Here is a 26,312-nt window from a genome sequence, read left to right as displayed (position 1 = left end):
GACTAAGCCCGTCGAACCAACCCACTTGAATGCGTTTGCGCTTTCAGCCGGAACTTGACACGGCTTTTGCCTCAGTCCTGTCTAATCTGCAACTGCTGCAATCTTGGCCTTGCTTAATCTGAACCGACAGCACCCTTTCGGGTACTCTCTATTGTCAGCAGGCTAGTTGACTGGCGTTGATTTACTGATCTTTTTGCCTTTGAGAAATTGCGCTTTAATGATTTCAAATGACTGTTTATAAAGCTGAAAATCCGAGGGTTTTTCGGCCAGCGGAACGCTGCGAATCGCTTGCTGAAAGGCGTGATAGACACTATTTAAGCTGGCGATCGCATCTTCAATTGGAATCGATCGCGTAATTGCTTTGCCGTTGATGTGGGTGGTGTAGTTTAAGCGATTTAGGTTTGATAAATTCTCGATCTTATTTTCATGAACGAGTCGCGCGACTTCTCTTAAATCTGCTCCAATCACCTGTGCAATTCGCTTCGCCGTTTCTTCATCAGGACCGCTGCGCTTGAGACAAATCCAGCCGAGGCCAGCGCGAGTAATTCTGACTTGCTTGGCAAGCTGGCTCATATTGGTGTGTGGATTGTTCTGCAAATATTGCAAAACTAACTGCCCGAACGCAGAACATTGTTCAGGGCGAAGCTTGAGAGAATTCATAGGAGCAGGTTGAATTAGCACAAGTTAAAGCGGCTAAAAAGTTTGGCTTTATTGGTTTTATGACTTTAAGTTGCAGTCTAGTGAATCGATCGAAGCAATTTCGCCATCCCAACGAGACAAATCGAATGCACCCGGCTATGCAATCGGCGCAATCACGTCAACCACTTCTTAACTTATTGTATCAATCTTACTGATTGTATCAATTCTGCTTTCAAGTAAAACACGCGCTTTAGCTTCAGACTTGCCGATCGCAAAAGCAGCGATCCCCAACGGGGCGATCGCTCAAATGCCGACAGACCATTCGTTGCAGGCAATTTTTCCTGGAGAAATCAGCAGATGTCCTGAACTAGAGAGAGAACCGAGTCTAACAAAGCTCTATCGCAAGGAGAATGTCGGAATTTTCTTGAAATCGCAGGATGAAGTAAGAGAAGTAATTTTACTTGAACCGTTGCTCGCGGAAGTCGATAAAGCGGCTGTGGGTCGATCGAACCATCACCCGGATGCGAGCAACACTATGAAATCGGGCTGTAGATGTTTCAAATTGGGAGGATAAAATGCAGTTTTTTCAACAGTTTCGTCGGCTCATTATTGCGTTTTGCTTGGGCGTTGTTTTGCTGACAACTTCGGCCTGTGCAGGCGCAACACAAGCTTCGACTCCGGTGATCGAGCAGCCGAGATTAGGCGGCACACCGTCTGGAATTGAGCGCGGCACAACGCCCGCCGGACAAGCTTATGGTGATTGGCTGGTGCAGTCAAGCAAGGATTTGGTGACCGATGCCTATGTGCGCGACGGCAATCAGGTTGGTGTTGTGATCGATCGCAAAGTCAAGCCGACTGAGGTGCGATCGCTGGCTCGATCGGTGGCGCAAAGCTTCCGCCAAAACTTTCCCGATCGCGATCTCACTGTTCGGATGTACGCCCCAGACAAAACTTTGATTCTGACCGCGCGATACAGCAACGCTACGCAGCAAATCGAGTACGAAGCACCGAAAAGCTAACTTAAAAAATTGCTTTTCAAACACTTGATCAAACATTTGTATAGAGGTTGAAGAAATGTCTAGTAGCGACCAGTACAAACGCCAGATTATGAACGATTTGGCAAAGGGAAATGTGGAATCTTTGGGTGCACCTGAAGACACGCACTACGAAAATTTTGATGACTTCGCGCAGCGATCGAGCCGCGAAGAACGTCGACGAATCTTTGGCCGCAATCTGCATCCGAACACCATTCCCACTCAGCAAATGGAGCCGGAATTGCAAAAGGCGATCGCCCAAATCAGTCCTCGCGAACGCGACGATGTGGCCCGGGAATTTCTCAAACAGCTTGAAAAGCGTGGCTTGAAAGAGCGCGATCTGGAAAAACAGCTTGGTCTTTCGACCCATCATGCCAGCCGCATGAACGCCGATGATGTCAGCAAGCTTGCCGCTTTCACCTATCACAATCACCCTGACATCTTTCAGGATGTGCTGGCCGACCAGCCCGGCATTCTCAAGTTTCTGAGCAATCCGGTTGTGGGCGCGGTAATGGGCGCGATCGCGGCCAAGTGGCTGCACGGTCGCCGCTAATTGGATCGAACCTAGCTGACAATTGAGCAATTCGATCGAGCAAAATTGTCAGCTTCTTTTAAAATCCACTATAAATCTAAGAGGTGAATTAACATGACTGCCCAAATGACAAACAACGAATCTGGTACGGAACTGGTCGTGAGCGAACCCGCCGCTGAGGTGCGCGTTTCGGTGGATAGCGAGAATTCTGAAATGGCAACCTGGCGCAAAGTCGTCGAAAGCGCAACGGACATCATCAGTGATTTGCCGGAATACATCGGTCGTTTCTTCCATCAAAATGGCTCGCTGATTTCGGCGATCGGCTGGCTGATCGTTGCTCTGCTTGGCATTCGCGTTTTGAGCGCGTTGATCGGCACGATTAATGGCATTCCGCTGTTGTCGCCGCTGTTTGAACTGGTTGGCTTGGGCTATTCGATTTGGTTTGTGAATCGCTATTTGCTCACCAGCGGCAAGCGCCAAGAACTCTCGCAAGAAGTCAATCGCATCAAGCAGCAAATTCTCGGCTAGTTGTGGTTTGATTGCCTCGAAAGCGCCTGGTATAACTTTCTGCTGGGCGCTTTTTCATTGAATCTCGATCGACCTGACTATCATCAAGAGAGGTTGTCTAGCAGGAGCAGAAAGATTGAATCGGCAGCGTTTGGGATTGATTTTGGTGGCGATCGTGCTGATCGTCGCCTCCTGGCTCGGCATCGCCTCCGCCCGCAGCGGATTAATCATCAAGTCGCTGGATCGTGAATCCTTACCGCTCCTTTATGTTGCGCCTCGTGTCTCGCCCGCGCCCGGAGTTCTAGTGGCACATGGCTTTGCAGGTTCAAAGCAGTTGATGCTGGGCTATGCACATGTGCTGGCAAAAGCAGGTTACGCCGTGATGCTGTGGGACTTTAACGGACATGGTGCCAATCCGGTTCGGCTAGAGCGCTACGAGTTGCAGAACAATCTCGCAACTGCTTTGCAAGTGCTGCAAGAACAGCCGGAAGTCGATCGCGCTCAGTTGGCTTTGCTGGGTCACTCGATGGGCAGCGGCATTGTGATGACGGCTGGCGTTCAAGATGCAGCGCAGTTTGCGGCGACGATCGCCATTTCTCCCACAGGTGCAGCCGTCACTCCGACCGCTCCGCGCAATCTTCAGCTACAGGTTGGCAGCGGTGAAGGGCGATTTATTCAAAATGCCGATCGACTCCTCACCCAAGCAGGCGACGAAAATTCCAGCCTTGCAGCGGGCACAGCACGAGAACTGATCGTTATCCCGAACGCGCAGCACATCACGATTTTGTTTAGCGATGTGAGTCATCAGGCGGCTGTGCGCTGGCTAGATGCGACGTTTAACCGGACTTCCGAGAGTCAGTACGTCGATCGCCGCATTGGTTGGTATGGGCTGCATCTGCTCGGCTGGCTGCTCGGTCTGACGGCGATCGCGCCGATCGCGGCCACACCCCTACCTGCGCTGAAAATTAATCCGCTTCAGCGTTGGGCGGGACTGCTTGTTGCGCCGATCGCGGCCATTTCCGCAGCTACCCTACTCAATCAAAGAATTGAACTTGCAAGTTTGGGCGGCGTACAGGTTGGCGGTGCGGTCGGCGTTTGGCTGCTGATTGCGGGGATCACTTGGCTGACAGTGCTGGCGCAGGTTTCGCGTCCGACAGGCCGAAGCGTAGCGATCGGGCTGGCGCTCTTCGCGATTTTGTGGATCGCGTTTGGGGCAATGGCGCAGGTGGTTTGGCTTCAGTGGTGGCTAATTCCCAGTCGGCTGAAAGTGTGGTTGCCGATCGCCGCTGCCTGTTTTCCCTGGTTTCTGGCGGCGGGGATGGTGCAGCAGTCGATCGGCACGGGCAAGCGGATTCTCTGGTGGCTGGCGCAAAGCGCAATTTTAATTCTTGGCTTTGGCGCAACCGTCTACCTAATTCCGCAGCTTGGCTTTATGTTCTTGCTGCTGCCGCTGTTTCCGCCGATTTTGGGACTGTTGGCGATTGTCGCAGGCTGGCTGAACGATGCATGGGCGTATGCGATCGGTTCAGCCTTGTTCTTTGCGTGGCTGCTGGCGGCTGGATTTCCACTTTCTTAAGGAGCAGTCGTCTTGCGGGGAACTTGGCACTGCAAATTCCCCTCGATCGCGCTTAGCGTCCGCCGACCGTAATCGAATCGACCTTGATGTGCGGCTGACCAACCGTCACGTAGATGCTGCCGCTGACCGAGCCGCAGAAGCCCGCTGCCAATCCCAGATCTTGGGAAGACATCGAGATTTTGTTCATCACGTCTTTGGCTTCCCCGATCAAGATTGCGCCTTTGAGCGGTTTGGTGAGCTTGCCATTTTCGATCAGGTAGGCTTCTTCGACCCCGAAGTTGAATTCTCCGGTTGCGCCAACGCTGCCGCCGCCCATTTTTTTGCAGTAGATGCCTTTGTCGATCGAATCGAAAATCTGCTGCGTGCTGTATTCGCCCGGAGCAATGTAGGTGTTTCGCATCCGGCTGGCAGCGGCGAAGGTGTAGCCCTGTCTGCGTCCGCTGCCTGTGCGCGGATGTCCGGTTCGCATCGAGCCAGCGCGATCGGCAATGAAGTTTTTCAAAATGCCTTTTTCAATCAGCAACGTGCGCTGAGCAGGCATTCCTTCGTCATCCATGTCGATCGTGCCGAACTCGCGATCGCTCAATCCTTCATCCCAGGCGGTCAGATTTTCGTGCGCGATCTTCTGGCCTTTCATATTCATGAACGGCGTGGTTTTGCGCTCGATCTGTGTCGTTTCCAGCAGATGCCCGCAGGCTTCGTGGAAGATGACGCCGCCAAAGTGGTTCGCCATCACGATCGGATAGGTTCCCGACTCGACATAATCGGCGGTGAGCATTTTGCCTGCGGATTCGGCAATGCCCTGAGCGGATTTTTCGTAGTTCCAGGTGGTCAAAAAGGCGGGATCGCTGGTGTTTCCGGCGCGTTCTCCGATGCTCGATCGATTTGCACCATCAGCACACAGCAGGTTATAGCCGACCGACTGATTGAGGCGGATATCGCGAGCAAACGTGCCGTCACTCGCCGCTACCAAAACTTCTTGCCAGTCGCGAAAATACGAAGCGCGGCGCGACTGGACGTGATTGGCAACGCGCCCCAGCTCCGCAGTGGCGCTCAGCAGCACGTCGCTCATGTCGCGCATCGAGGTGCAGTTCGGCAACCAAACTTCTTTATTGCGGACGGTGGCATAGTCGCGCAAGAGTTCCAGGTTGATCGGCGGCACAAAGGAATTGGCGGCGGGCAAATGCAAACCCATGATCGCCAAAGCTTTTTCCAGGGCGGCTTTGAGGCCGTTGAACGAAAGGTCGTTGGTGCTGACATAGCAGTCGGCTTTGCCCACGAAGACGCGCACTCCCGCTCCGGTTGAGAGGCTGGGCGAAATGCTGGTAATCGCGTCGTCTTCGGCCAAGCAGCTAATGTAGTTGACGCGCTCTAGGAAAAATTCGACCAGATCGGCTCCGGCTGCACGTCCCAAGCCCAGCAAAATCGCGAGCGGTGCTTCCCACGATTGATCGAAGCGATCGCGAGTCTGGCTGTATTGCAGCGTCGGCAGTTCTTGTGACAAAAGGGTTGGCGGCATGAGAAGCGTCTTGCGTGAAGAGATTGTGAAGAATTTTACCTTCCTTCAGTCTAACAAGCTCAAAACCCTAGAACTCGATTCCGGCATCTTGGGCAGCCTGCATCACCTGAATGGCGGCTTCGATCAGTTCAGGGAACGGTACATCGGTCGATCGCACTTCTGCGTCCGACTGTTCGTAAGCTTGGGCGCGATCGCTCAAATCTTCGATCAGCCAGTCCTCATCGAGCGCTTCATAAAAATCAACTTCTTCAGATTGCTCATCGAGCCAGTTTTCGCCTTCGGATGCCTCAGCATTTAGCGAAATGCGCTCTTCATCGCGAAGCGACTCGCTGGCACCGTGATAAGGCGTGTAGTCAGTCATCACCTGAGATTAGAACAACTAGAACAATTGTACTGTATGCGCCAAAGTAGCTGCTGGATGGACACGGATGACGGGAGTGTACTCTGCTCAATATGATGGAACTGTGAAGCTTCGCTTTTTAGCTTCATCAACTCTTCACTGATCCTAGCCCTAGCCCCCTGGAGATTGAGTGGAGTGTTCGAGATCGCCTTGATTGCGATCTGGAGTTCCTGTTCGTAGCGCATCTAGTCGCGGTGTCGAGGCTGCGGCACCGCATTTGCGCTTTCTTCGTCCTCTTAGCTACAGGTTGTCTACCATGTCCAATGTCGATCCCGGTCAGGCTTCTCCCATGCTGACAAGCGTTTCTGCTGCCGCAAAAGAGCGAGCGCAACGGCATTACCAGCGGGCGATCGATCGTCTCAAAATGCGGAACACAAATACGGCAGTGCAAGAACTGCGCGAAGCGATCGAAGCTGATCCCACCACGAGCGACTACCACGCGCTGCTGGCAAAAATCCACCTCGACAAAGGACTCGTCAGCCTCGCCAAAGTCAACCTGCGGCAAGCGCTCAAGCTCAATCCCAACGATGCGATCGCGCAAGAGTGCCAGAAAAAGCTAGAAGCCCAAGCCGTTCCTGCCACACCGCCACCTGCTTCTGATCTTGGCACGCGCCTCAAAAACTTCTTAAACCGCAAGCTGTAACGGCTAGAAATCGCTGAATCTGAAATCAAAGGGGACTGCAACACCGGATTGCGTCCCTAATTTAGGCTGGCATCAATTTTTGCGGTGCTCGTGCGATCGCTGACTGGCTGTGTTCTTCAGCAGGGGTTGACATTCTTGAAACTTTATGGTTCCGCTTGCCGTCACAAGAAGGGTAGACGTTAGATGCGATCGCAGATTTTGTAAAATCTGGCATTTTTTCCGCTGCTTCTGTCGAAAAACGGCAATTTGACTTTTTTCCACAGAGCAGGAACTAACCGCAGCCAGGTTTGTCAAATTACTTAGCACTACGTTAAATTACGCAACCTTTTCTGGAGAATTTGTTAAATGGCTACTTTGCATTCCTGGCAGTCGGGGACTGCCTTGCTGATGGCGCTTGGCATCACAACTGGAGCCGTTGCGCCGCTGATTGCTCAACCCGCCCAAGCCCAAACCGCCTTTTCCGACGTGCAGTCGAACTACTGGGCAGCAGAATTTATTGACGAACTCTCAGATCGCGGTGTGATTCGCGGTTTCCCGGATGGATCGTTCCGCCCGAATGATCCGGTGACGCGGGCACAATTTGCGGCAATGGTGCGGCAAGCGTTCGATCGCAACCCGACCCGCAGCGCGATTAACTTCCGCGATGTGCCAAGCAACTACTGGGCATACAGCGCCATTCAAGAAGCTTATACAACCGGATTTTTGAGCGGCTACCCAAACAATGTGTTTCAGCCGAATCAAAACATTCCCCGTGAACAAGTTCTTGTGTCACTCAGCAGCGGCTTGAACTACGCGGTGAACGGTTCGGCCACCACTGCTCTGTCGGTGTATCGCGATGCCAGCTCGATCTCGAACTTTGCCGTGAACGGCGTTGCCGCCGCGACGCAAAAGCAAATTGTGGTGAACTATCCAAACGTGGAGTTCCTCAGCCCCAACCGCAGCGCGACTCGTGCTGAAGTTGCCGCCTTTATCTATCAGGCGCTCGTCAGCACCGGACAGGTGGCCTCAGTCGAGTCGCCCTACATCGTTGGTCAAGTCGCCGTGCCGACTCAGCCGCAAACCGTTCAGATTCCACGCGGCACAGTGCTCCCGATTCGCTATGCCGATGATGCCGACAAAATCTACATCTCGCCCGAAGAACCGGAACCCGTTCCGGTGACGCTGACGATCGATCGTGATGTTGTCTCGCAGTCGGGTACGGTTCTGATCCCGGTCAACAGTCAGGTGGTCGGTGAACTGCGTCCTGTCAATGGTGGCGTGCAGTTCTTCGCTCGCGAAATCGTGCTCACCAACAATCGTCGCCTCAGCATCAACGCTTCCTCGCAAATCGTGACGACCACTGAAACGATTCGTCGGGGTGCAGACGCAGGCCGGATCATTTCTGGTGCTGCCCTCGGTGCTGCTGCTGCCGCTGCGATCGCAGGCGTAACGGGCGATGATGCGATCGCCACCGAAGAAGTTTTGGGCGGCACAGTGGCCGGAACCCTGCTGAGCATCTTCTTTGGACGCGAACGCGCCACGCTGTATGTGATCAATCCGAATGACGACCTCGACCTGACGCTGAACGCACCGCTGACGCTGCAATAGGCTGTTAGAAGTTAGGGGTTAGGAGCCAGCCAGTCTAACCCCTAAACTCAATGTTGCCCTGGCGAAGCACTTTCCAGCCCTCGATCGTCCACTGAGCGACGGTTGAGGGAAGTCCACTGGGGGGTGGATTATCAAAACCAGAACGCTCCAATCGATCGATTTCCGACGGTTGGAGCGTTTTCACATTGGGAAATTGAGTATTGATCTGATCGAAATGAAGAAGTGCAGGCTCGCCCGATCGATTGACGCTGGTGGTTGCCAAGACGCCCGTTTGAGCCAAGAGATGCCGCGCGATCGGATGATTGGGAACGCGCAGGCCAACGCTGGTGGGATCAGCAGGATTGATGGCGGGCGGCAGGCGATCGCTGGCAGGCAAAACGAGCGTCACGGCTCCTGGCCAATAGCGATCGGCGGCTTGCTGCCACTGGGGTTCAAGCGGCTGCACAAACGGCCACAGATCATTTGCCGTTGCGCCCATTAAAATCAGCGGCTTGGTCTGACTGCGCTGTTTCGCCGCAAAGATCAGTTCAGCGCGATCGGGTCGGACGGCAAGGGCAGGAACGGTATCGGTCGGAAAGCTCAGCAAACTATCGCCCTGCTGCGCTGCCGCAATCCATTCAGCCAGTGTGACTTGAGGCATAAATCAAACTCGAAAAACCGCTGCCAACGATTGTAGAAGCGATCGACTGCTGCAAGCTCACTAAGCGAATGACGAGCGAACTTTAGTGGCCGAGAAAATCAGCGGTAAATAGAGTTGAAAAATCGTCGGGTTTGTTGGCCTGCCGCTTGCGGCGCAGTTCGAGGCGCTCACGCCAATCGCGAATGGCCGAAGCGGTGCGGGAAATCGGCGGCACATAGCCATCACCAGCACTTTCGTCTTCGATCGATCGATGGCGCGTCGTGTGCATACAGTCTGCAAGATTGTCTAGATGCGCTTCAAGGTCGAGAGCACGCTGCACTTGGGCAACCGACTGGTAGCGATCGCGCGGCGAAATCTTGATCATCTTTGTCAAAATCTTGCCAAAGTGGTCGCTCACCTGCACCATGTCTTGCCAGTTGATTTCGCCCGTCGCCGCATCATAGTCAAACTCCATCGGTGTGCGTCCGGTCAGCAAATACAGGCAGGTGACACCGATCGCATAGATGTCGCTAGCATAGATCGGGCGCAGGGCAAGCTGTTCGGGCGGAGCAAAGCCCACTGTGCCCACAAAATGCGTTGTCGGTACTTTCTGGCTGCCTTCGCCCAGTTCGGCAATTTGCTCTTTGACGGCTCCAAAATCAATGAGAACGAGGCGATTGTCATCCTGGCAGCGAATGATGTTTGGCGGCTTGATGTCGCGGTGGATAACTTGGTTTTGGTGAATGTAGTCTACGACCGGAAGAATTTCGCGCAAAAAGCGCTTGACGGCAAATTCCGGCTGAGGACCGTGATTTTTGATTTCTTTAACCAAGGTTGAGCCGCGCACATATTCCTGCACCAGATAAAACTCGCCGTCCATCTGGAAGTAGTCAAGCAGTTGCGGAATTTGGGCGTGGCTGCCAAGCTGACTGAGCGTTTTGGCTTCTCGCTCAAACCGCTCGCAGGCTTTCTGTAAAATTACGGGATTGTGAACTTTTGGACAAAGCTGCTTGATGACGCACAGCGGCGCACTGGGCAACGTAGCATCGCGAGCTAAGAAAGTGACACCAAATCCACCCCGACCCAACGCTTTGATGATCTTGTAGCGATCGCGAAAAAGCTGCTTTGAGCCGCACAGTTGACCCAACTGCGTTTGATGCTGAGGCGAAGACCGAAGAGATGACAGCGTTGCCACAGAGCCGTGCATGGAGAGGGAGAGGGAGATTTGATTACCCTAGGCTAATACTAGCGCGAGGCTGGCGTTTCCAGTACGATCGCGCATTGAGTTCTAACATTCGGTAGATAATTTTGTCACTGCGGAAAACGAAAGCCGTCGTTTTCAGAGAGCTGCAACCAGTTTGGCAAAAGATCGCAACGATCGAGACGCTGCGTCGATCGAGCTTTCAGTAATATTACGGTCTTGTAAAGATTTGTTGAAGCCCTGCTCATGATTGCGGGATTTCAAACCCTGCTTTGACTTTACCTTTGATGAAGAATTGGATGAACAGTTTGACGATCGCAACTGAGCAGAACGAGCCGTAGCGGTATCGATCGCCGCAAGGCGGGCATTCTAGCCGCATCGGTTTGTTACTGCTATACCCATGCCACCGCTGCGATCGAACATCTTGCCACCGCTGACCGATGAAGCGAGCAGTCAGCCGCTCAATCTTGACTCGACACTCGCCGCCCTGACACTGCATCAGTTTGAGGTGGAATCGACCTGCAATGGTCGAGAGATAGCCCGACTGTTCGAGCAATATCCGGCGATACCTGGCGTGATTGTGACGACGCAGGGCAAATTTTGCGGCATGATTTCGCGATCGCGCTGGCTAGAGTTTTTCTTGCGTCCGGGCGGAATCGAAATGGCTTTGATGCAGCCGATCGCCGTTTTGCACAGCTACGCTCGCCGCTCTAGCTTGATTGTGCCGCACACGATGCCAATTCTCGCTGCCGCACAGCGGGCACTCCGGCGCGATCGCGACCAGCAAGCAGAACCAATCCTCGTGCAGTTTGACGCACAAACCTTTCGCCTGCTCGACGTGCATGAACTGAATATTGCTCACTGGATGCTGCGTGGAATCGAAATGCAGGTGCGCTGTGAACGGATGCAGATGCAGATGATTCAAATCGAAAAAATGGCGAGTTTGGGACGGCTGGTTGACGGTGTGGCGCATGAAATTCTTGATCCGGTCGGCTTTATTTGGGGCAATTTGACGCATGTTTCAAGCTATGTCGAACAGCTTTTGCAGCTTGTTCAGGCGTATGAGCAAGCCAAGCTGCCAGAGGCGATCGCTCAACTGCGCGAAGCTATTGAACTCGATTATTTGCGTCAGGATTTGCCCAGATCGATCGCTAGCATCAAAACAGGAGCCGATCGGCTTAAAATTCTCGCAGCTAGCCTCCAAAACTTTTGTCATGTTGATGAGGTTTATCCCAAGCCAGCCGATCTGCATGACTGTCTAGACAGCATTTTGCTTCTGTTGAAAAGTCGGCTGAGCGGCAGCATTCACGTAGTCAAAAACTACAGCCATCTGCCGCCTGTTACCTGCTACGCCGGACAGCTTTCTCAGGTTTTTATAAATATTTTGATCCATACGATTGAACTTTTGCTCAATCAAGCTGTCCAGCGAGATATTGGCACAACAATGAGCAGCTTTCCACTGCCGTCTGATTCGCCGCAAATTACAATTACAACGCAAGTTTGTTGTCTAGAGCGCGATCGATTATCTAACAGCAACAAACGCTGGATATCGATTCGGATTGCCAACAATGGAACAGAGCTAACGCCCGCTCAGCATCAGCAAATTCTCAATTCATTTTCGATCGAACAGCGGGCTGCAAAAGAAACAAGTCTCGCGTTAAGCTATCAAATTGTGACGGCAAAGCACGGCGGACAGTTGAGATTGAACGATCGCGGCAAAGAGTTTGAAATTTTGCTGCCACTGACATAAGTTTCATCTTCGGTTAGACATTTTGGCTTTTGGGCATCCTTCTACTGAGTTGTTCTTGAGGCGAGAAAACCAAGTGCAGTGAATTGACTTTCAGCAAATCGTCTTGTAATTGTCGATATGAAAATAAACCTTCGATTGTTGAGCAGATTGAAACGGCTTTGAATGCTCCAAATCAGTGAATCAGCGAAGCTTGAAGCAGTAGCGATCTAATCAATCTCAAAGTTAATCGGCAATCGCATATAGGTTCCTTGGGGATCATTGAGCGATCGCAATGTTTCTAATTGGCTTTGAAGCTGCTGAAGCTCGACTGAAAACGGATCGCCTTGTTCCTGATTGCTGAACAAATCTCGGAAAAACTGTTCGCGGAAGCTGCGCGATCGAGGATAGGAATCAATTTCAAAATCTTCTCCAAGCTTGGCGCGATCGGCAGCAGATTGAATTGCGGCATTCAGCCCACCCAGTTGATCAACCAGCCCGATTTTCTCCGCTTGAATGCCAGACCAAACCCGACCCTGCGCGATTTCATTAACGCGATTGCGATCGAGCTTGCGGCCTGTTGACACATCGCTAACGAAGCGATCGTAGATTTGATTGACGACGCGCTGACCAATTGCTAATTCTTGCGGCGTTTTGGGACGCGCGATCGTTTGACTGTCGGCAAACGGATTGGTTTCGACAGTATCCCAGGTGATGCCGTTGTTGTTGGCGAGTCTCTGCACGTTGGGCAGCAGTCCGAACACGCCGATCGATCCGGTAATCGTGTTGGGCGAGGCAAAAATCTCGGTGGCGAAAGTGGACATCAAGTAGCCGCCCGATGCTGCGGTGTCGCCCATTGAGATGATTACGGGTTTGCGATCGGCGCTCAGTTTGACTTCGCGGGCAATCACGTCAGACGCGCTGGCACTGCCGCCTGGAGAGTTGACGCGAATCACGATCGCCTTCACGTCGTCATCTTCGCGCAGTTTGCGAATCTGCTCGGCCAGCGCATCGCCGCCAATTTGTCCGCTGCCGCCCTCGCGATCGACGATGTTGCCTTCGGCATAAATTACCGCAATTCGATTGCCAGAACTACGCTCCGGGTCGATCGCCGCCAGGTAATTGGGCACGCTGATTTGCCGAAACGCTTCCTCGCCATCCGGCTTGTCTTCTCCGGTCACGGCGCGAAGCTGAGCAGCAACTTCATCCGGGTGAGCAACGTCATCTGCAAGTCCGGCTTGGACGGCTTGGTCGGCCAGCAGCAGTCCTTGCGTATTGGCGATCGTCGTGAGTTGGCGCGTGGTTAGCGTCCGACTTTTGCCGACGCTGGCAAGAAATTCGCCCCAAATATCGTTGAGAAGCTGCTGCGTTTGCTGACGACTTTCGGGACTACTATTCGGGCGGATGAACGGCTCGACCGCCGATTTAAACCGCCCAACTCGCAAAATCTGCACGCCAATTCCAAACTTTTGCAGCGCATTGGCATAATAAGCCGTCTCCGATCGCAACCCGTTAAATTCGATCGCCCCACTCGGATTCACCAGTACGGTATTTGCCACCGAATTCAAATAGTATTCGCGCTCGCTGCCCTGCGTTTCATACGCAAAAATTGGCTTTCCTGCCGCTCGAAACGCTTCTAAAGATTGCCGCAGTTCGCGTAAACTTGCCCAGCCCAGTCCGCTCGTTAAATCGCCAGAAAGATAAAGGCCGCTAATGCGATCGTCTTTCGCTGCTTGGTCAATCGCTCGCGTCACCGTTCGCAAAGCGATCGTATTAGGTGTGCTACCTGTAATCAGCGAACTGACTCCGGGCGTACTGCTCGCATCGGCAATGTTGAGCGAGAGATCAAAAGCAAGAATCGTGTCGTCTTTGATCGCAGGTTTGCTGCTGCCGATCGCAGTCAGCGCGGCAATCAGTAAGGCAAATCCGCCGACGCCCAAACCCACAAACAGCAGCAACGCAACAAAGCTCGCTAGGACTGATTTGAAAAAACTACGCATGGAGAAGTGAAGGGTGAGGAGTGGGCGATTGAGAAGAATTAGGTGGCGCTCAAGCTGACAACAAATGTATCATTTTTAGCCGCAGTCCCAATTATAAAGAACCTTAGAAAAATCCAGGGTTTGCAGTGCTTTTTCCTCAATGAAAAAATTGCCCACTCCTGCATCTCCCCACATGATGTCACCTTGATCTGACCCTGCAATTTGTAAGAGAAGTAGCCAGTTCTCATCGGGTGGAGCTAGAGTCCGAATATCTACCTGGGTAAAGGAAGCATATCCACCAATCTTGCTGACTTGATGAGCAACATCATACAGCAAATGCTCCATTCTCTCTTCTTCGCTGAGATTTGAGTAGTCAGGAAAGTTATTTCCAAAGATTTGTTCAAATCTATAATCGTCTGAGTGAATCAATTCTTCTCTCAAAGAAAAATCCAACCTACAAGGACGATCAACAGGTAAGAACTCGAACTGCGGCAGAAATTCAAAAGAAGTTTCGAGTAAATCTAAATCTTGAAAAACTTCTGGGTAGTAAATGACTCGAAAATTATTTTGTTGTTGTTGAAGCTGAAACTGGTCAGATTCGTTGTACGGCTCAGTGAATTCAAGCCCCATCAAATCATTGTCCCAAATGAAAAACTGGAGGATACCGGAAGTGGGATAATGCTCAAGCTTTGGAACTTCTGAGAAATTAATTTGGGCAAGCAATGCTAATGGCCTACCGCTTGTACCCTGTGGATACGGTGTGCCTTTGGGCAAGTAAGGAATACCCCGATATTTGCTTGCCCAAGGCTCTAAAACTTCATCTGTTTCAAACGGCTCGATATGCACATACGGCACTTTAGTTGCAAGCAGTTCTTCTTGTCTTGATTGCAATGCCTTGGGAATTTGCATGAGGCGATCGCCCTCGTTCAAACAAAGCTACTTGACCTGTTCTAACACTTCAGGCCGACGCAAATCTGCAATTGCCGCGCTTCCCGTACAAAACAAAACGGTTGAGAGTTCCACTTTCAGCGCGTGAATCAACTCATGCAAAGCGGCTTCCGATTCAAATGCTGCTTGCAAGAAGGGAAGCGCTAGACCTGCCAGATCTGCGCCCAGCGCGATCGCCTTTGCCGCATCCAACCCATTCCGCAAGCCGCCAGAGGCAATCAGCGGTAGGTCAGGCGCGATCGCCCGAATCGTCTTGACACACTCGGCTGTCGGAATACCCCAGCTGGCAAAAGTTTCGCCCAGCCTGCGCTGAAGCGGATCTTTGGCGCGTTCGCCTTCGACTTTTGCCCAGGATGTACCGCCCGCTCCGGCCACGTCGATCGCCGTCACGCCCGCGTCGATCAGCTTCTGTGCCATTGCTGCCGAGATGCCGTTGCCGACTTCCTTGGCGATCACGGGGACGGGCAACTGCCGACACAGCACGGCAATTTTACCGAGCAGTCCGCGAAAATTCGTATCGCCCTTCGTCTGCACGGCTTCTTGCAGCGGATTGAGGTGCAGGACGAGCGCATCGGCTTGGAGCGAATCGATCGCCCGCCGACATTCTTCAAGGCCATAGTCATAGTTCAACTGCACCGCACCCAAATTGGCGAACAGCAAAATGTTTGGCGCAACCGATCGAACGTTGAACGTGGCCGTAACTTCAGGATTTTCGATCGCCACCCGCTGCGACCCGACGCCCATCGCCAATCCGTGCGCCTGCGCCGCCTCTGCCAAGCGAAAGTTAATCGTCTGTGCCAGTTCGGTTCCTCCGGTCATTGAAGAAATCAAGAGCGGTGCAGCCAGAGATTTGCCAAGAAATGTCGTGGTGAGATTGACATCGGCGCGATCGAGTTCTGGCAGACAGCAGTGCGCGAATCGATAGCGCTCCAGTCCGGTCGTTTGGGCAAACTGCACGTCTTCTTCCAGACAAACGCGCAAATGGTCAGCTTTGCGCGACTGGGTGACGGCAGCAGAATTGAACGGTGTTTCGATCGAGGAATTCACGGGCGATTGACGAAAAAAGTTGATATCGACCTAGTTTCGCACGATCGCCGCACCGGAAAATCGCGGTTCACAATTCTGAAAAGGTACGCAGGAGGCAAAAGGTTTTGCATCATCCTTCTAGTCTCTGTCTTCGATCGCTGCCAAACAGTTTCCAGCGGCGGAACGGATAAGTCATCTGTCCCCACAGCGAATTGGGCATTGCCTCGGAAATGCCAAAGTTGCGCGGTTGCTGATGGCGAGGCATGTAAAACGTCCCGAAGATCACATCAAAAATTGGGAACAGTCCACTAAAGTTTTTGCCTAGTCCCGCTTCATCCGTTGTGTGATGCCAGCGGTGAAAAACCGGACTGGCAAATACAGAGCGAAATGCACCATAATCCCAAAATATATTTGCATGAATGAGGGCAATGTATACGGATAAAAATGGAACGTAGGCTTCGACGGCGATCGGCGAAAAACCAAGCAGCATGACAGGAGAAGCGGTAATCACGCGAGACAGCATATCGTTAATTGGATGCTGTCGAACTGCCGAAAGCCAATCGATAATTTCGCCGCTGTGATGGACGGCATGATAGTCCCAAAGCAGCCGCGAATGATTCATTCGATGTGTCCAATAGCCGAGAAAATCGCCGAGTATGATTGCGATCGCCCCCTGCACCCACAGCGGCCAGTGCGACACAAGGCCATAGCCTGCGAGAATTTTGCTCCAGTCTAGAATCAGCGTGCCATTTTCGATCGAAACTCGGCCAATGAACAGATAGATCGGCAAAAGAAACAGCACGATCGAGATAATGCTCATTGTCTGAATCACCATTGGCGTAAAGAACCAATACACTACATCCGTCCAAACACCCGGACGCAGTTTAGGCTGATTGGCAATGCTCGGCCAAAAGCGCTCTATCAGGGCAAACATCGGCACAACAATTACTAGTAGAAACAGCGCTCGATTCAAACGCTGGGTCATCACTTGAGCAGTTTCTTTGAAAGGAATGCTTGTCCAATAGTGCGTTAGCAGACCTACAACGATCGTCAGTAAAATTGCCAGAATCAGGATTTCAAAGAACCGCTTGCTCATGGCTTGAATTGTGCTTAAAAACTTTTCTTACATTTATCCTCGATCGAAGAATTACTGCAAGTAAAAGCGAATTAAGTCACTCTAAAGTTAACGTTTAGACTTGTTGCTTATTATTTCTTAATTACTTCACTGTAAATCGCAAATCGATCGCTTGCAATATAACAGTTCAGTAACGTCTACTACGAATTTCAAGCCAAATTAAATGATAAAATTAACGCACTGCGATCGCGCTTTTTTCACAAAGATGCACTCCCAGTCGCAGCGCGATCCGAATTGAATTGCTTAACTTCTACGCTGCTCAATATTCTAAATGTCTTTGACCCGAAGCGATCTTGAAGCTCAGCGCATCCAGCAAATGGTTCGGCAGGCAAATTTGGGCTTAAAAGTGCTGACGGATGAAGAACTCCAAGCATCGATCGCCTCGGTTCTAAGTCAGCACCCCAACCAAACGGAAATCTGGATTTTTGCTTACGGTTCTTTGATTTGGAATCCGATTATTCAGCACAGCGATCGCCGCATCGGAACGATTTACGGCTGGCATCGCCGCTATTGCCTTCGCACTCCGGGCGGACGCGGCACACCCGAACATCCCGGATTGACGCTGGCGCTCGATCGCGGCGGCAGTTGCCAGGGCGTGATTTATCAGCTTGACGCGCCCGACCAACTGGCGGAACTGCTGCTGCTGTGGCGGCGCGAAATGGTCGTCGGCTCATACATTCCGCGCTGGGTGAAAGTTTTTTCCGGCACATCTTTGGCTACAGAGGAACGCTTTGCCATCGCCTTTACGATCAATCCGCAGCATCCGCTCTACGTGCCGAAACTGTCGCTCACCGAAACCGCCGAAACGATCGCAACGGCAGCAGGCGCACTTGGCTCGTGTAAAGACTATTTGCTGCAAACGATCGCAGGCTTGGCAGAATGCGGCATTCGCGATCGCGGTTTGCTGAAACTGCGCGATGCCGTCCTCAAAGTCAGTGAGAAGGATTGAGGCTCAAACCTAACTCAGTCTTCAGCACTTTCTAAGGATTGAACTTGTTGAGGATGGGCTTGAATTGAAAGAACGCTTGCAGCATTACGGAAATGAGAACTGAATCTTTGATTCCTTTTCAATCTCTTTCAGCGCTTCCACCCTTTGTAAAGTTTGATTTGCTACACAACTAGCTAGACAAGTCGATGCTGCGGTTTAGATTTTGCGAACCCATCAAATTGGCGGAGATGATTCGGCCATTGAGCCGATCGCGCCGATGACACTGTAGCGATCGCCGCCCGCTTTATTGCGTTCCAAAAAGCACCTGATTGTTTTGTGAAGCATACAGTTCGATCGTCAGAGGATCGCCTGTGTTGGTTGCGCTAGCAGCAACCGCCTGAAGATCAAGCGGCTGATTGTACTGCTTAATTTGGTTGAAGAAATTGACGATCGTTTCCGATCGATTGTCGGCCACTTGAATTGATTCGATCGAAATTCCCGCCTGCTGAGCGCGAAATCGAGCTTGAGCAACAAGCAGTTGAATTCGTTCAATCAAGCGAGCGTTTGACATGGTGGTGGGGTCAACCGTTGTGGTTGCAATTACCTGACCTTGAACAAACACCCGCTGATTGAGAACAACCGAGCCGTAGACATTCACGCAGGCTTCTCCTGCCAGCACGCAAGGCTCGCCCACAAAATAGTTGCTCGCCGCCAAAATTCGCACAACATAATCGCGTCCGTCTTGAATCTGGCTCCGCAACTGCTCCACTTCGGCATTGGTAATTTGAATCACCTGCTGATTGCTGTCTTCGGAACCGGGCAGAATGCGTTGCCGGGCGGTTTCGTTCGCTTCCAAAATCAAGCGATCGATCGCCTGCGGAGCCGCATTTGGATTCACAATCCGCACAATGCCAGCGGCCAACGGCTGATTGCGCGACAGGGCAACATTGCCTTGCCGCAAGCCTTGCAGTTCGCGCTCAAATCGCTGCACTTCCTGCTCTAAAATCGATCGCTGGCTTTCCAAATCCTGCAAAGCCGATTCGCGACTGGCAATTTCCTGATTGCGGTCGGCAAGGGCGCGATCGCGTTCGGCAATCGCTCGTTCGCGATCGGCAATTTCGGCATCGCGCTGATCAATCTGCTCGCGCACCGCCTGCTGCTGAGCCAGCAAAATTTGCCGTTCGCTTTGCAACTGCTCGATTTCGCCGCGCAGTTCGTCAGCTTGACCAGACACCGATCGCAGGCGGTCTTGTGCCTGCTCAAAGTTGGTTTGAATTTGACTGAGGCGAGTTTGCGTTTGGCTCAGGCGCGTCTGCGATCGATCGAGCTGATCTTCGGTTTCGGCTTGGCGTTCGCGCGTGTTGCGGAGGGCGCGTTGAGCGCGGGATAGCTGGCGATCGGCGGCTTGCTGCTGACGGCGCGACTGATTCAGTTGTCGCTCGATCTGGCGGTTTTCGGTCGTCGTGTCTTGCAAATCGCGCCGCGCATCACGCAGATCATCTTGAATTTCACTCAGTTCAAACACGCCCGTTCTTAGCTGGTCGCTGACGGCAAACAAAATTGCAAATGTCGAAGCGGAAATAATGCTGCCTGTCAAAATCGTGATCACAGTCGCCGTTTGACGCGGGCGCAGGCGAAACAGCGTCAGACGCGCTTTGCCCACGCGCATCCCCAAGCGATCGCCGACTGTGGCAATGACGCCGCCCAATACCAAAATTGCCACAATTAAGACCAGCCCGGTGGTCATTTCGATTTAGGAATCATCCAGTTCAGATACAGCCTACTGTACTTCTGGCAGTGCGGTGTTGGGGCGATCGCTTTTTGCAACAGGTTGTTCCGCGCTGAGGCGATGGATCGGCAAGATTATGATAGGGGCACAACAGATCGTGCCCCCATCAAAGAGTTGTGGCTTCTACCACGATCGCTACGCAAACGCCTGCTTGCCTGCAAACTGTGCGGCGCTGCCCAGTTGCCGTTCGATTCGCAAAAGCTGATTGAACTTGGCGACTCGTTCGCCGCGACAGCCCGATCCGGTTTTGATTTGTCCGGCTGCGGTGGCAACGGCCAGATCCGCGATCGTCGTATCTTCTGATTCGCCCGATCGATGCGAGACAAAGTATTTGTAGTTGTGGCGACGAGCCAGTTCGATCGTGTCCAGGGTTTCCGTCAGCGTACCGATCTGATTGACTTTGATCAAAACGGAATTGGCGATCCCCGCATCGATGCCCGCTTGCAGAATGGTGGTATTCGTGCAGAACAAATCATCGCCGACCAGTTCCACTGTAGAGCCGATCGCCTCAGTCAAAATTTTCCAGCCTTCTTGATCGTTTTCGCCCATGCCATCTTCGATCGAGACGATCGGATATTGCCGCGCCCAGCTTGCCCACAGATCCGCCATTTCCTGCGGCGTTTTGGTGGATTGGTCGGATTTGTAGAACAAGTATTTGCCGTCGCGCCACAGTTCGCTCGTGGCCGGATCGAGGCAAATCGAAATGTCGTCTCCGGGCGTATATCCGGCTTTGGTAATCGCTTCGAGGATGACTTCGATCGCTTCTTCGTTCGATTTCAGGTTGGGCGCAAAGCCGCCTTCATCGCCCACTCCGGTACTGTAGCCTTTGTCGTGCAGAATCGATTTGAGCGCGTGAAACGTTTCCGCGCCTTTGCGAATTGCTTCGGCAAAGGTGGGCGCGTTGTGCGGCGCGATCATGAACTCCTGAAAGTCCACGTTGTTGTCGGCGTGCGCTCCGCCGTTGATCACGTTCATGCAGGGAACCGGAAGCAAAGCCGCATTTGTGCCGCCCAGGTAGCGATAGAGCGGCAGCTTCAGGGCAGTGGCGGCAGTGCGGGCAGCGGCCAGTGAAACGGCGAGAATTGCGTTTGCGCCGATCGCGGCTTTGTTTGGCGTGCCATCGATCGCGATCATGCGCTGATCGATCGATCGCTGTTCGGTCACGTCCATGCCGATCAGTTCTGGAGCGAGTTTGCGATTGACGTTTTCGACGGCTTTGAGGACGCCTTTGCCGCCATAGCGCTGTTTGTCACCGTCGCGGAGTTCGACGGCTTCTTTTTCTCCGGTCGATGCGCCAGAAGGAACGATCGCCGAGCCGCTGATGCCATTTTCGAGAATGATTTGCGCTTCAACAGTCGGATTGCCTCGCGAGTCAAGCACTTCGCTGGCGATGATGTCTTTAATCTGCATGGAACGTTCCTTCAATTCCGGGTATTAGGCTTGCGAAACTTGTGGCATCGTCATCATATCGATCGATGTCCAAACCAAAAGGTAATATACATGACAATCATCAATCGCGATCGATGACGGCAATGAACGAATGCAAGAATTGCATCACAGCTATTTCTGCCTTCCGATCGACCGATTTCTTTGTGCGGGTGTCGTTTCGGCTTCGGTTTGCCAGAATATGACCAATTCTTCAATTTTCTTAACTTGTGCTGCCGATCGCCACTTCCAACTCACATCCACTGTTTGTTGATTTTTTGATTACGCCCGTGCCGATCGCGGGTCGCATTGGCCTGACGCTAGCTCCCGGCAAGCGCAACATGGGCATGACGGCGCACTGGCAGCGCGACTTGGCAGTTGACCTCGATCGCCTGCGCGACTGCTACCAACCAGATTGGCTGGTTTCGCTGCTTGAGCCGCACGAACTGGAATTTCTGCAAATTCCCGATTTGTTTGAGCAAGCTCAAGCGCGAGGAATGCAGATTCGTCATTTCCCAATTCCCGACTTTAGCGTGCCGCGATCGATGGATCAGTTCACGCTGCTGGTGCAAAACATTCTGGCGACGGCGGCGGCAGGCAAAACGATCGTGATTCACTGCAAAGCCGGATTGGGACGCAGCGGACTGGTTGCAGCTTCTTGTTTGGTCGCGCTGGGATCAACGCCCGCAGAGGCATTTCAACTCGTGCGGCGATCGCGTCCGGGCACGATCGAAACGGCTGAGCAAGAAGCGTTTGTGCAAGCATTTGCCGAGCGCAACATTTCCTTCAAGCCAACGGTGCCGCTGCCGTCAAGCTAAGCACGCTCTGCAAAAGCTGATCGGGCGCGATCGGTTTGCCCAAGTGCAAATCTGCTAGCGTGCCGGAGGGCAAATCGCTGGTGAGCAAAATGGTTTTGATCGATTTGGTCAGCGGATTTTGCTTGATTGCGGCAATCAGCCGATCGCCTTCGCTCCCCGCTTGTTCTGCTGCAATGACGGCGACTGGCTGAAGAATTTCAATTTGTTCGATCGCGCTGGTTCCATCCAGCAGCCAAATCACCTGATATCCGGCAGCAGTCAGCAAATCGCAGATCAGTTCAGCCGTTTCTTCATGCGCTTCGATCAGCACAATGCGACCTGCGCTCCTTGGACTTTCGCTAACTTTCGGTGTGGATTTCGCCAGCGATCGCGGCAGTCGCACGGTAAAGACCGACCCAACGCCCAACGTCGATTCAACGGCGATCGAGCCGCCATGCAGTTCCACAAGCTGTTTGGTCAGCGCCAGTCCCACGCCCGCCCCAGTGTATTGCCGCTGATAGGAGCTATCAAGCTGCTGAAATTTATGAAACAGCAGCGACTTTTGCGCTTCGGCAATGCCAATGCCCGTGTCTTGCACTTGCAGCACCGCCATCCGCTCATCGGCAAACAGGCGCAGCGTCACGCGACCTTCAGCAGGCGTGAACTTAATGGCGTTGCTCAGCAGATTGAGCACAATTTGCTGCACCCGACGCGGATCGGCGCGGAAGCTGTCCCACTGCGGATCAATGGTTGAATCGAGCTTGAGCGCAACTTTGCTGGCGATCGCGCTTTCTTGCATAAGCTGCAAACTCTGCTGCGCCAAATGAGTCAGCGAAAAATCACTCAGGGCTAAAGCCGCCTTGCCCGACTCAAACTGCGACAAGTCCAAAATGTCATTGATCAGTTGCAGCAGGCGATCGCCGCTGTCGTGAATGGTCTGCAAATACTGCCGCTGCCGCGCATTCAGTTCACCAATCGACCAGCGCAGCAGCGTGGCAGACATGCCGATCACCATTGTCAGCGGCGTCCGCAGTTCGTGGCTGATGTTGGCGAGAAATTCACTTTTGGCTCGACTAGCCGACTCAGCCGCAATCAGTGCTGCTTCCAAGCTGGGCGTCGGCAGCGCGATCGGCATTTGCGCGATTGCCATTGCCAAATACTCGCCGCTTTGCCTCAAGCAGTCGCGATCGACTGGCGACCACGATCGCATCTGCTGACAGTCATGGGCAATCAGCAAGCCCCAAAGCTGCCGCCGCACCACAATCGGCGCGACCAGCTTCGATCGCACCTGTGCCGATCGCAAAAACTGCAACAAACAAGGTGCGGCAGCGTAGCGCTGCTCAATATCCGTCACTGCCAGCACTTCGCCTTGCAAAAAGCGATCGAGCCGCTGCGGATGCTCCAGCACACTGCAAACTTCCAGCAAATTCAAAACCGAAATTTGTTGCGGCGATCGCGCTTCGTAGGCCACAATGCCTCCGGGCAGCAGCGTCCCGTTCGACTGAGGGCTGTGAAGCTGATAGAGAACGACGCGATCGACTTGCAGCGTTGTCCGAATCGATTCGATGCTCGTTTGCAAAATCATCGGCAAATCGATTTGTTCGCGCAACTGCTGCATGATTCGATCGAGCAAAGCAGAACTACCGAGCGTTTCGAGCAGTTGGCGTGTAAAGTCGCTCTGCACGGCAGCACTGTTGGGCAGCGCAGGCGGAGCGATCGACCAGTCGGCAGACAAAGTGTCGAGAAAGCGGGCGATCGCTTCAAGCTCAAACTGCAAGCTGACTCGATAGGCCATTGCCTCTGGCATCAATTTGCCAGTCAGCAGCGCACAAAAAACCGAAGACACCACAACCACAAAGCGATCGCTGCTGGCTGGACATTCTGCCTCTGTCAAAACCAGTGTAGGCGCATCGATCGATTGCGAAAACTGCTGAAGAAGTGTGTGCAGCTTTTCAAACTGAGCGATCGACAAAGGTTGCCGCACAGCGGTTGGAGAGGTGGACATGAGCAAAACTGACAGAAACGAAGGGGGATCGGGCAGCCGCGCTTTCCTCCCAAGCGACTATCGTATCTTGTCAGACTGTGCCCGAACGCCAGACGTAAGGTTTTTAATAGGAAGTGGATCGATGTGCAATCTTGGCAATCGAATACATCGATTCAATTGCCAACCCGCCTCACAGCCGATAGTTCGATCGCTGGCTTCGTCGCAGTTCCGTAATTTGGTCGGCAATCTCCAAAATTGCTTCAGGCATTCGTGGCCCGGTCAGAATCACATCCACCTGACTGGGACGATCGCGCAAAAATTCCAGCACGTCCGACTCGGCAATCAAGCCAAACTCGATCGCCAAGCTCAATTCATCCAAAACAACCAGCGCATAGTCATCGCGATTGACAACGGTTTTGGTGTGCTGCCACAGGGTTTGCAACGCTTGCCGTTCGATCGCATCCAGTTCCGCTGAATCGATGCAGCGCGGCAAATTGCACCGGAGCCAGTGGAGATTTTGCCCAAGCTGCACAGGACGCTCATGTCCTTGCGCGATGCCGCCTTTGAGAAACTGCACGATCAAGACAGGCGTGCCTTGACCTGCAAGCCGCAACGCCTGCGCGATCACGTTGGTGAAAAAGCTGCGGTGTGAACAAGTAAAAACCTGAACCAAGCCTTCGATCGCATGGGGCGTAGCGGCGAGGGTGGAGGTTTCAAGTTGGGAAACCATAGTGGGTGGCCGTAGGAGAAGGAAGCCGTCAAGCAAGCTAGTACACCTGTATGATATACCGAGCTAGCCGATTCACGGTGTAATTCAAAATATAGCGCGATCGCTCTAATTTTCAGCCACAAGAACGCTAAATATATGAATGCGGTTTTGCTAGATGCGATCGATTTTGCGGTCAGCCTCAAGCAAAACAAGTTCAGCGCACTACATTAAAGAACAGATCAGCGATGCTCATCCAAACTGAAGGGCGGCTGTATGAAGGGCAACGATCTTATCGGGTGCTGGCGATCGTTCGACAGTTAGACAAACGGAACGGGAACACTCAAAACAAAACTGGCAAATCGCCACCTCAACGATTTTTGCGCTTATGGCTGCTTCTCAACCGCCCCAATGCCTGCTGCTTGATTGCTTTCAAATTATTTTTCGGCAGATCGAACAAACGCTGAATCAAATTGAACACTCGCATCAACGAGAGGAAGCGAAATTTCGATCGCTATTTGAGCAGTCGGCAGATGCATTAATGCTGGCCGAAAACGGCGTTATTTTTGATTGCAATCAGGCAGCAGTCGAGCTATTTGGCTGGCAAGACAAAACCGAATTTCTTCCTCTTCATGCCGCTGAGCTTTCGCCCAAATATCAGCCTGATGGTCGCGCATCGTTTGAAAAAGCTGCCGACATGATCGCCCTCGCTCAGCAAAACGGCAATCACCGCTTTGAGTGGATGCATCAGCAGCGCGACGGAAAAGATTTTTGGACTGAAATATTGCTCACGCAAATTGAGCTAGACGGCAAGCCGATTCAATACACAACCGTCCGCGATATTCGCGATCGCAAGCAAAATGAAGCAAAGCTACGCGAAGGTGAAAGACGCTTTCAAGCTATTTTTAATCAAACCTTTCAGCTTGCCGGAATTTTATCGCCCGATGGCGTTCTTTTGGAAGCAAATCAAACTTCATTAGATGTGATTGCGGCACAGCCAGAAGACGTGATTGGCAAGCTGTTTTGGGAAACGCCTTGGTGGACGCATTCCCCTTCTGTGCAGCAGAAATTGCGGCAGGCGATCGCACAGGCAAAAGCCGGAAAAGCGACTTCATTTGAATATGACGCGCCCACTGCCAATGGCAAAATGATGGCACTGGAATTTTCTATCAAGCCGATTACAAACGCAAATGGCGAAGTGGTAATGTTGATTCCTGAAGCGCGAGATGTGAGCGATCGCAAACATGCGGAAGCCGAACGCCTCCAAGCCGAAACGATTTTGCGCGAACAAGAACAGTTTCTTCGCAGCATCTATGACAACGTTGGAAATTTTATTTTTGTGGTGGATGTTTTACCAGACGGCAATTTTCACTATGTGGGCTGGAATGCCGCAGGCGAACGGGGCAGCGGTTTAAGCAGCGAGGAAATTTCCGGAAAAACACCCGAAGAAGTGTTTGGCAAAATTGAAGGAGCAGGCGATCGACAGCGACTTGCACAGTGTGTTCAGCAAAAGTGCGCGCTCACCGTTGAAGAAAATTTAACGTTTAACGGTCAATCAACCTGGTGGATTACAACTTAGCAATCCGCTTTGCGATCGAGAGGGTCGCGTTCA

General features: G+C 52.5%; 23 protein-coding genes. 10 read left to right on the top strand and 13 right to left on the bottom strand.

Annotated elements, in window-relative coordinates; genetic code table 11:
* Positions 1–162: 162 nt before the first annotated feature.
* Positions 163–660, bottom strand: coding sequence for a helix-turn-helix transcriptional regulator (locus tag H6F67_RS22845; protein WP_190768957.1), 498 nt, complete (start codon positions 658–660; stop codon positions 163–165).
* Positions 661–1,214: 554 nt separating this feature from the next.
* On the opposite strand from H6F67_RS22845, the gene H6F67_RS22840 reads away from it, so the two are divergent.
* From H6F67_RS22840 to H6F67_RS22825, 4 genes are all read left to right on the top strand, one after another.
* The gene (locus H6F67_RS22840) at positions 1,215–1,658 is read left to right on the top strand and encodes a hypothetical protein (RefSeq protein ID WP_190768956.1); all 444 of its coding nucleotides are present in this window, start codon (positions 1,215–1,217) and stop codon (positions 1,656–1,658) included.
* Between the two features lie 55 nt (positions 1,659–1,713).
* Positions 1,714–2,226 carry a hypothetical protein gene (locus tag H6F67_RS22835; protein WP_190768955.1) on the top strand — a complete coding sequence of 171 codons (513 nt, stop codon included), beginning with the start codon at positions 1,714–1,716 and terminating at the stop codon, positions 2,224–2,226.
* Between the two features lie 93 nt (positions 2,227–2,319).
* On the top strand, positions 2,320–2,733 hold the full coding sequence (locus H6F67_RS22830) for a CAAD domain-containing protein (RefSeq protein WP_190768954.1): 414 nt from the start codon (positions 2,320–2,322) through the stop codon (positions 2,731–2,733).
* 115 nt (positions 2,734–2,848) lie between these two features.
* Positions 2,849–4,288: an alpha/beta fold hydrolase gene (locus H6F67_RS22825; RefSeq protein ID WP_190768953.1), complete on the top strand. Its 1,440-nt coding sequence runs from the start codon at positions 2,849–2,851 to the stop codon at positions 4,286–4,288.
* Positions 4,289–4,340: 52 nt separating this feature from the next.
* Here H6F67_RS22825 and H6F67_RS22820 read toward each other — a convergent pair whose 3' ends face one another.
* Both H6F67_RS22820 and H6F67_RS22815 read right to left on the bottom strand, forming a co-directional pair.
* On the bottom strand, positions 4,341–5,807 hold the full coding sequence (locus H6F67_RS22820; protein WP_190768952.1) for a TldD/PmbA family protein: 1,467 nt from the start codon (positions 5,805–5,807) through the stop codon (positions 4,341–4,343).
* Between the two features lie 67 nt (positions 5,808–5,874).
* Positions 5,875–6,168: a hypothetical protein gene (locus tag H6F67_RS22815; protein ID WP_190768951.1), complete on the bottom strand. Its 294-nt coding sequence runs from the start codon at positions 6,166–6,168 to the stop codon at positions 5,875–5,877.
* A gap of 295 nt (positions 6,169–6,463) precedes the next feature.
* On the opposite strand from H6F67_RS22815, the gene H6F67_RS22810 reads away from it, so the two are divergent.
* Both H6F67_RS22810 and H6F67_RS22805 read left to right on the top strand, forming a co-directional pair.
* Positions 6,464–6,850 carry a M48 family metallopeptidase gene (locus tag H6F67_RS22810; protein ID WP_190768950.1) on the top strand — a complete coding sequence of 129 codons (387 nt, stop codon included), beginning with the start codon at positions 6,464–6,466 and terminating at the stop codon, positions 6,848–6,850.
* 345 nt (positions 6,851–7,195) lie between these two features.
* Entirely contained in the window at positions 7,196–8,437 is a 1,242-nt protein-coding gene (locus H6F67_RS22805; RefSeq protein WP_190768949.1) for an S-layer homology domain-containing protein, read from the top strand.
* Between the two features lie 34 nt (positions 8,438–8,471).
* Here the strand turns inward: H6F67_RS22805 and H6F67_RS22800 are convergent, their stop codons facing one another.
* Together H6F67_RS22800 and H6F67_RS22795 are read right to left on the bottom strand one after the other, a co-directional pair.
* A complete protein-coding gene (locus H6F67_RS22800; protein WP_190768948.1) occupies positions 8,472–9,077 on the bottom strand; it encodes an L-threonylcarbamoyladenylate synthase in 606 nt (201 codons plus the stop codon).
* 82 nt (positions 9,078–9,159) lie between these two features.
* A complete protein-coding gene (locus tag H6F67_RS22795) occupies positions 9,160–10,263 on the bottom strand; it encodes a serine/threonine-protein kinase (RefSeq protein ID WP_190768947.1) in 1,104 nt (367 codons plus the stop codon).
* 394 nt (positions 10,264–10,657) lie between these two features.
* Here H6F67_RS22795 and H6F67_RS22790 point away from each other — a divergent pair, with 394 nt between their 5' ends.
* Positions 10,658–12,007 carry a sensor histidine kinase gene (locus H6F67_RS22790; protein WP_190768946.1) on the top strand — a complete coding sequence of 450 codons (1,350 nt, stop codon included), beginning with the start codon at positions 10,658–10,660 and terminating at the stop codon, positions 12,005–12,007.
* 206 nt (positions 12,008–12,213) lie between these two features.
* Here H6F67_RS22790 and sppA read toward each other — a convergent pair whose 3' ends face one another.
* From sppA to H6F67_RS22770, 4 genes are all read right to left on the bottom strand, one after another.
* Positions 12,214–13,983 (bottom strand): signal peptide peptidase SppA, encoded by a 1,770-nt coding sequence (sppA, locus tag H6F67_RS22785; protein WP_190768945.1) that lies wholly within the window; start codon positions 13,981–13,983, stop codon positions 12,214–12,216.
* 75 nt (positions 13,984–14,058) lie between these two features.
* Positions 14,059–14,871: a YwqG family protein gene (locus H6F67_RS22780; RefSeq protein WP_190768944.1), complete on the bottom strand. Its 813-nt coding sequence runs from the start codon at positions 14,869–14,871 to the stop codon at positions 14,059–14,061.
* 27 nt (positions 14,872–14,898) lie between these two features.
* On the bottom strand, positions 14,899–15,957 hold the full coding sequence (fni, locus tag H6F67_RS22775; RefSeq protein WP_313926913.1) for a type 2 isopentenyl-diphosphate Delta-isomerase: 1,059 nt from the start codon (positions 15,955–15,957) through the stop codon (positions 14,899–14,901).
* A 109-nt stretch (positions 15,958–16,066) separates the two neighbouring features.
* The gene (locus H6F67_RS22770) at positions 16,067–17,032 is read right to left on the bottom strand and encodes a sterol desaturase family protein (RefSeq protein WP_190768943.1); all 966 of its coding nucleotides are present in this window, start codon (positions 17,030–17,032) and stop codon (positions 16,067–16,069) included.
* Positions 17,033–17,342: 310 nt separating this feature from the next.
* On the opposite strand from H6F67_RS22770, the gene H6F67_RS22765 reads away from it, so the two are divergent.
* On the top strand, positions 17,343–18,020 hold the full coding sequence (locus H6F67_RS22765; protein ID WP_190768942.1) for a gamma-glutamylcyclotransferase: 678 nt from the start codon (positions 17,343–17,345) through the stop codon (positions 18,018–18,020).
* A gap of 283 nt (positions 18,021–18,303) precedes the next feature.
* Here H6F67_RS22765 and H6F67_RS22760 read toward each other — a convergent pair whose 3' ends face one another.
* Together H6F67_RS22760 and eno are read right to left on the bottom strand one after the other, a co-directional pair.
* Entirely contained in the window at positions 18,304–19,746 is a 1,443-nt protein-coding gene (locus H6F67_RS22760; RefSeq protein ID WP_190768941.1) for a DUF3084 domain-containing protein, read from the bottom strand.
* A 177-nt stretch (positions 19,747–19,923) separates the two neighbouring features.
* Positions 19,924–21,198, bottom strand: a complete 1,275-nt coding sequence (eno, locus tag H6F67_RS22755; protein ID WP_190768940.1) for a phosphopyruvate hydratase — start codon at positions 21,196–21,198, stop codon at positions 19,924–19,926.
* A 245-nt stretch (positions 21,199–21,443) separates the two neighbouring features.
* Here eno and H6F67_RS22750 point away from each other — a divergent pair, with 245 nt between their 5' ends.
* Positions 21,444–22,031, top strand: a complete 588-nt coding sequence (locus H6F67_RS22750; protein ID WP_190768939.1) for a cyclin-dependent kinase inhibitor 3 family protein — start codon at positions 21,444–21,446, stop codon at positions 22,029–22,031.
* On the opposite strand, the gene H6F67_RS22745 is transcribed toward H6F67_RS22750, so the two are convergent.
* The gene (locus H6F67_RS22745; protein WP_190768938.1) at positions 22,000–24,015 is read right to left on the bottom strand and encodes an ATP-binding protein; all 2,016 of its coding nucleotides are present in this window, start codon (positions 24,013–24,015) and stop codon (positions 22,000–22,002) included. The genes H6F67_RS22750 and H6F67_RS22745 overlap by 32 nt on opposite strands.
* 169 nt (positions 24,016–24,184) lie before the next feature.
* Positions 24,185–24,724 carry a P-loop NTPase family protein gene (locus tag H6F67_RS22740; protein ID WP_190768937.1) on the bottom strand — a complete coding sequence of 180 codons (540 nt, stop codon included), beginning with the start codon at positions 24,722–24,724 and terminating at the stop codon, positions 24,185–24,187.
* A gap of 364 nt (positions 24,725–25,088) precedes the next feature.
* Here H6F67_RS22740 and H6F67_RS22735 point away from each other — a divergent pair, with 364 nt between their 5' ends.
* Positions 25,089–26,279: a PAS domain S-box protein gene (locus H6F67_RS22735; RefSeq protein ID WP_190768936.1), complete on the top strand. Its 1,191-nt coding sequence runs from the start codon at positions 25,089–25,091 to the stop codon at positions 26,277–26,279.
* The last annotated feature ends 33 nt before the right edge of the window (positions 26,280–26,312 follow it).

Origin of the sequence: Microcoleus sp. FACHB-1515, assembly GCF_014696105.1 — a bacterium.
In the GTDB taxonomy this organism is placed as follows: Bacteria; Cyanobacteriota; Cyanobacteriia; order Elainellales; family Elainellaceae; genus JAAUTJ01.
Note: the sequence above shows the minus strand (reverse complement) of the source record. Positions and strands in the feature narration are given on the sequence as shown.

Coding starts and splice junctions, on each gene's coding strand:
- H6F67_RS22845 (WP_190768957.1), bottom strand. CDS start 660: ATGAATTCTCTCAAGCTTCGCCCTGAACAATGTTCTGCGTTCGGGCAG.
- H6F67_RS22840 (WP_190768956.1), top strand. CDS start 1,215: ATGCAGTTTTTTCAACAGTTTCGTCGGCTCATTATTGCGTTTTGCTTG.
- H6F67_RS22835 (WP_190768955.1), top strand. CDS start 1,714: ATGTCTAGTAGCGACCAGTACAAACGCCAGATTATGAACGATTTGGCA.
- H6F67_RS22830 (WP_190768954.1), top strand. CDS start 2,320: ATGACTGCCCAAATGACAAACAACGAATCTGGTACGGAACTGGTCGTG.
- H6F67_RS22820 (WP_190768952.1), bottom strand. CDS start 5,807: ATGCCGCCAACCCTTTTGTCACAAGAACTGCCGACGCTGCAATACAGC.
- H6F67_RS22815 (WP_190768951.1), bottom strand. CDS start 6,168: ATGACTGACTACACGCCTTATCACGGTGCCAGCGAGTCGCTTCGCGAT.
- H6F67_RS22810 (WP_190768950.1), top strand. CDS start 6,464: ATGTCCAATGTCGATCCCGGTCAGGCTTCTCCCATGCTGACAAGCGTT.
- H6F67_RS22805 (WP_190768949.1), top strand. CDS start 7,196: ATGGCTACTTTGCATTCCTGGCAGTCGGGGACTGCCTTGCTGATGGCG.
- H6F67_RS22800 (WP_190768948.1), bottom strand. CDS start 9,077: ATGCCTCAAGTCACACTGGCTGAATGGATTGCGGCAGCGCAGCAGGGC.
- H6F67_RS22795 (WP_190768947.1), bottom strand. CDS start 10,263: ATGCACGGCTCTGTGGCAACGCTGTCATCTCTTCGGTCTTCGCCTCAG.
- H6F67_RS22790 (WP_190768946.1), top strand. CDS start 10,658: ATGCCACCGCTGCGATCGAACATCTTGCCACCGCTGACCGATGAAGCG.
- sppA (WP_190768945.1), bottom strand. CDS start 13,983: ATGCGTAGTTTTTTCAAATCAGTCCTAGCGAGCTTTGTTGCGTTGCTG.
- H6F67_RS22780 (WP_190768944.1), bottom strand. CDS start 14,871: ATGCAAATTCCCAAGGCATTGCAATCAAGACAAGAAGAACTGCTTGCA.
- H6F67_RS22770 (WP_190768943.1), bottom strand. CDS start 17,032: ATGAGCAAGCGGTTCTTTGAAATCCTGATTCTGGCAATTTTACTGACG.
- H6F67_RS22765 (WP_190768942.1), top strand. CDS start 17,343: ATGTCTTTGACCCGAAGCGATCTTGAAGCTCAGCGCATCCAGCAAATG.
- H6F67_RS22760 (WP_190768941.1), bottom strand. CDS start 19,746: ATGACCACCGGGCTGGTCTTAATTGTGGCAATTTTGGTATTGGGCGGC.
- eno (WP_190768940.1), bottom strand. CDS start 21,198: ATGCAGATTAAAGACATCATCGCCAGCGAAGTGCTTGACTCGCGAGGC.
- H6F67_RS22745 (WP_190768938.1), bottom strand. CDS start 24,015: ATGTCCACCTCTCCAACCGCTGTGCGGCAACCTTTGTCGATCGCTCAG.
- H6F67_RS22740 (WP_190768937.1), bottom strand. CDS start 24,724: ATGGTTTCCCAACTTGAAACCTCCACCCTCGCCGCTACGCCCCATGCG.
- H6F67_RS22735 (WP_190768936.1), top strand. CDS start 25,089: ATGGCTGCTTCTCAACCGCCCCAATGCCTGCTGCTTGATTGCTTTCAA.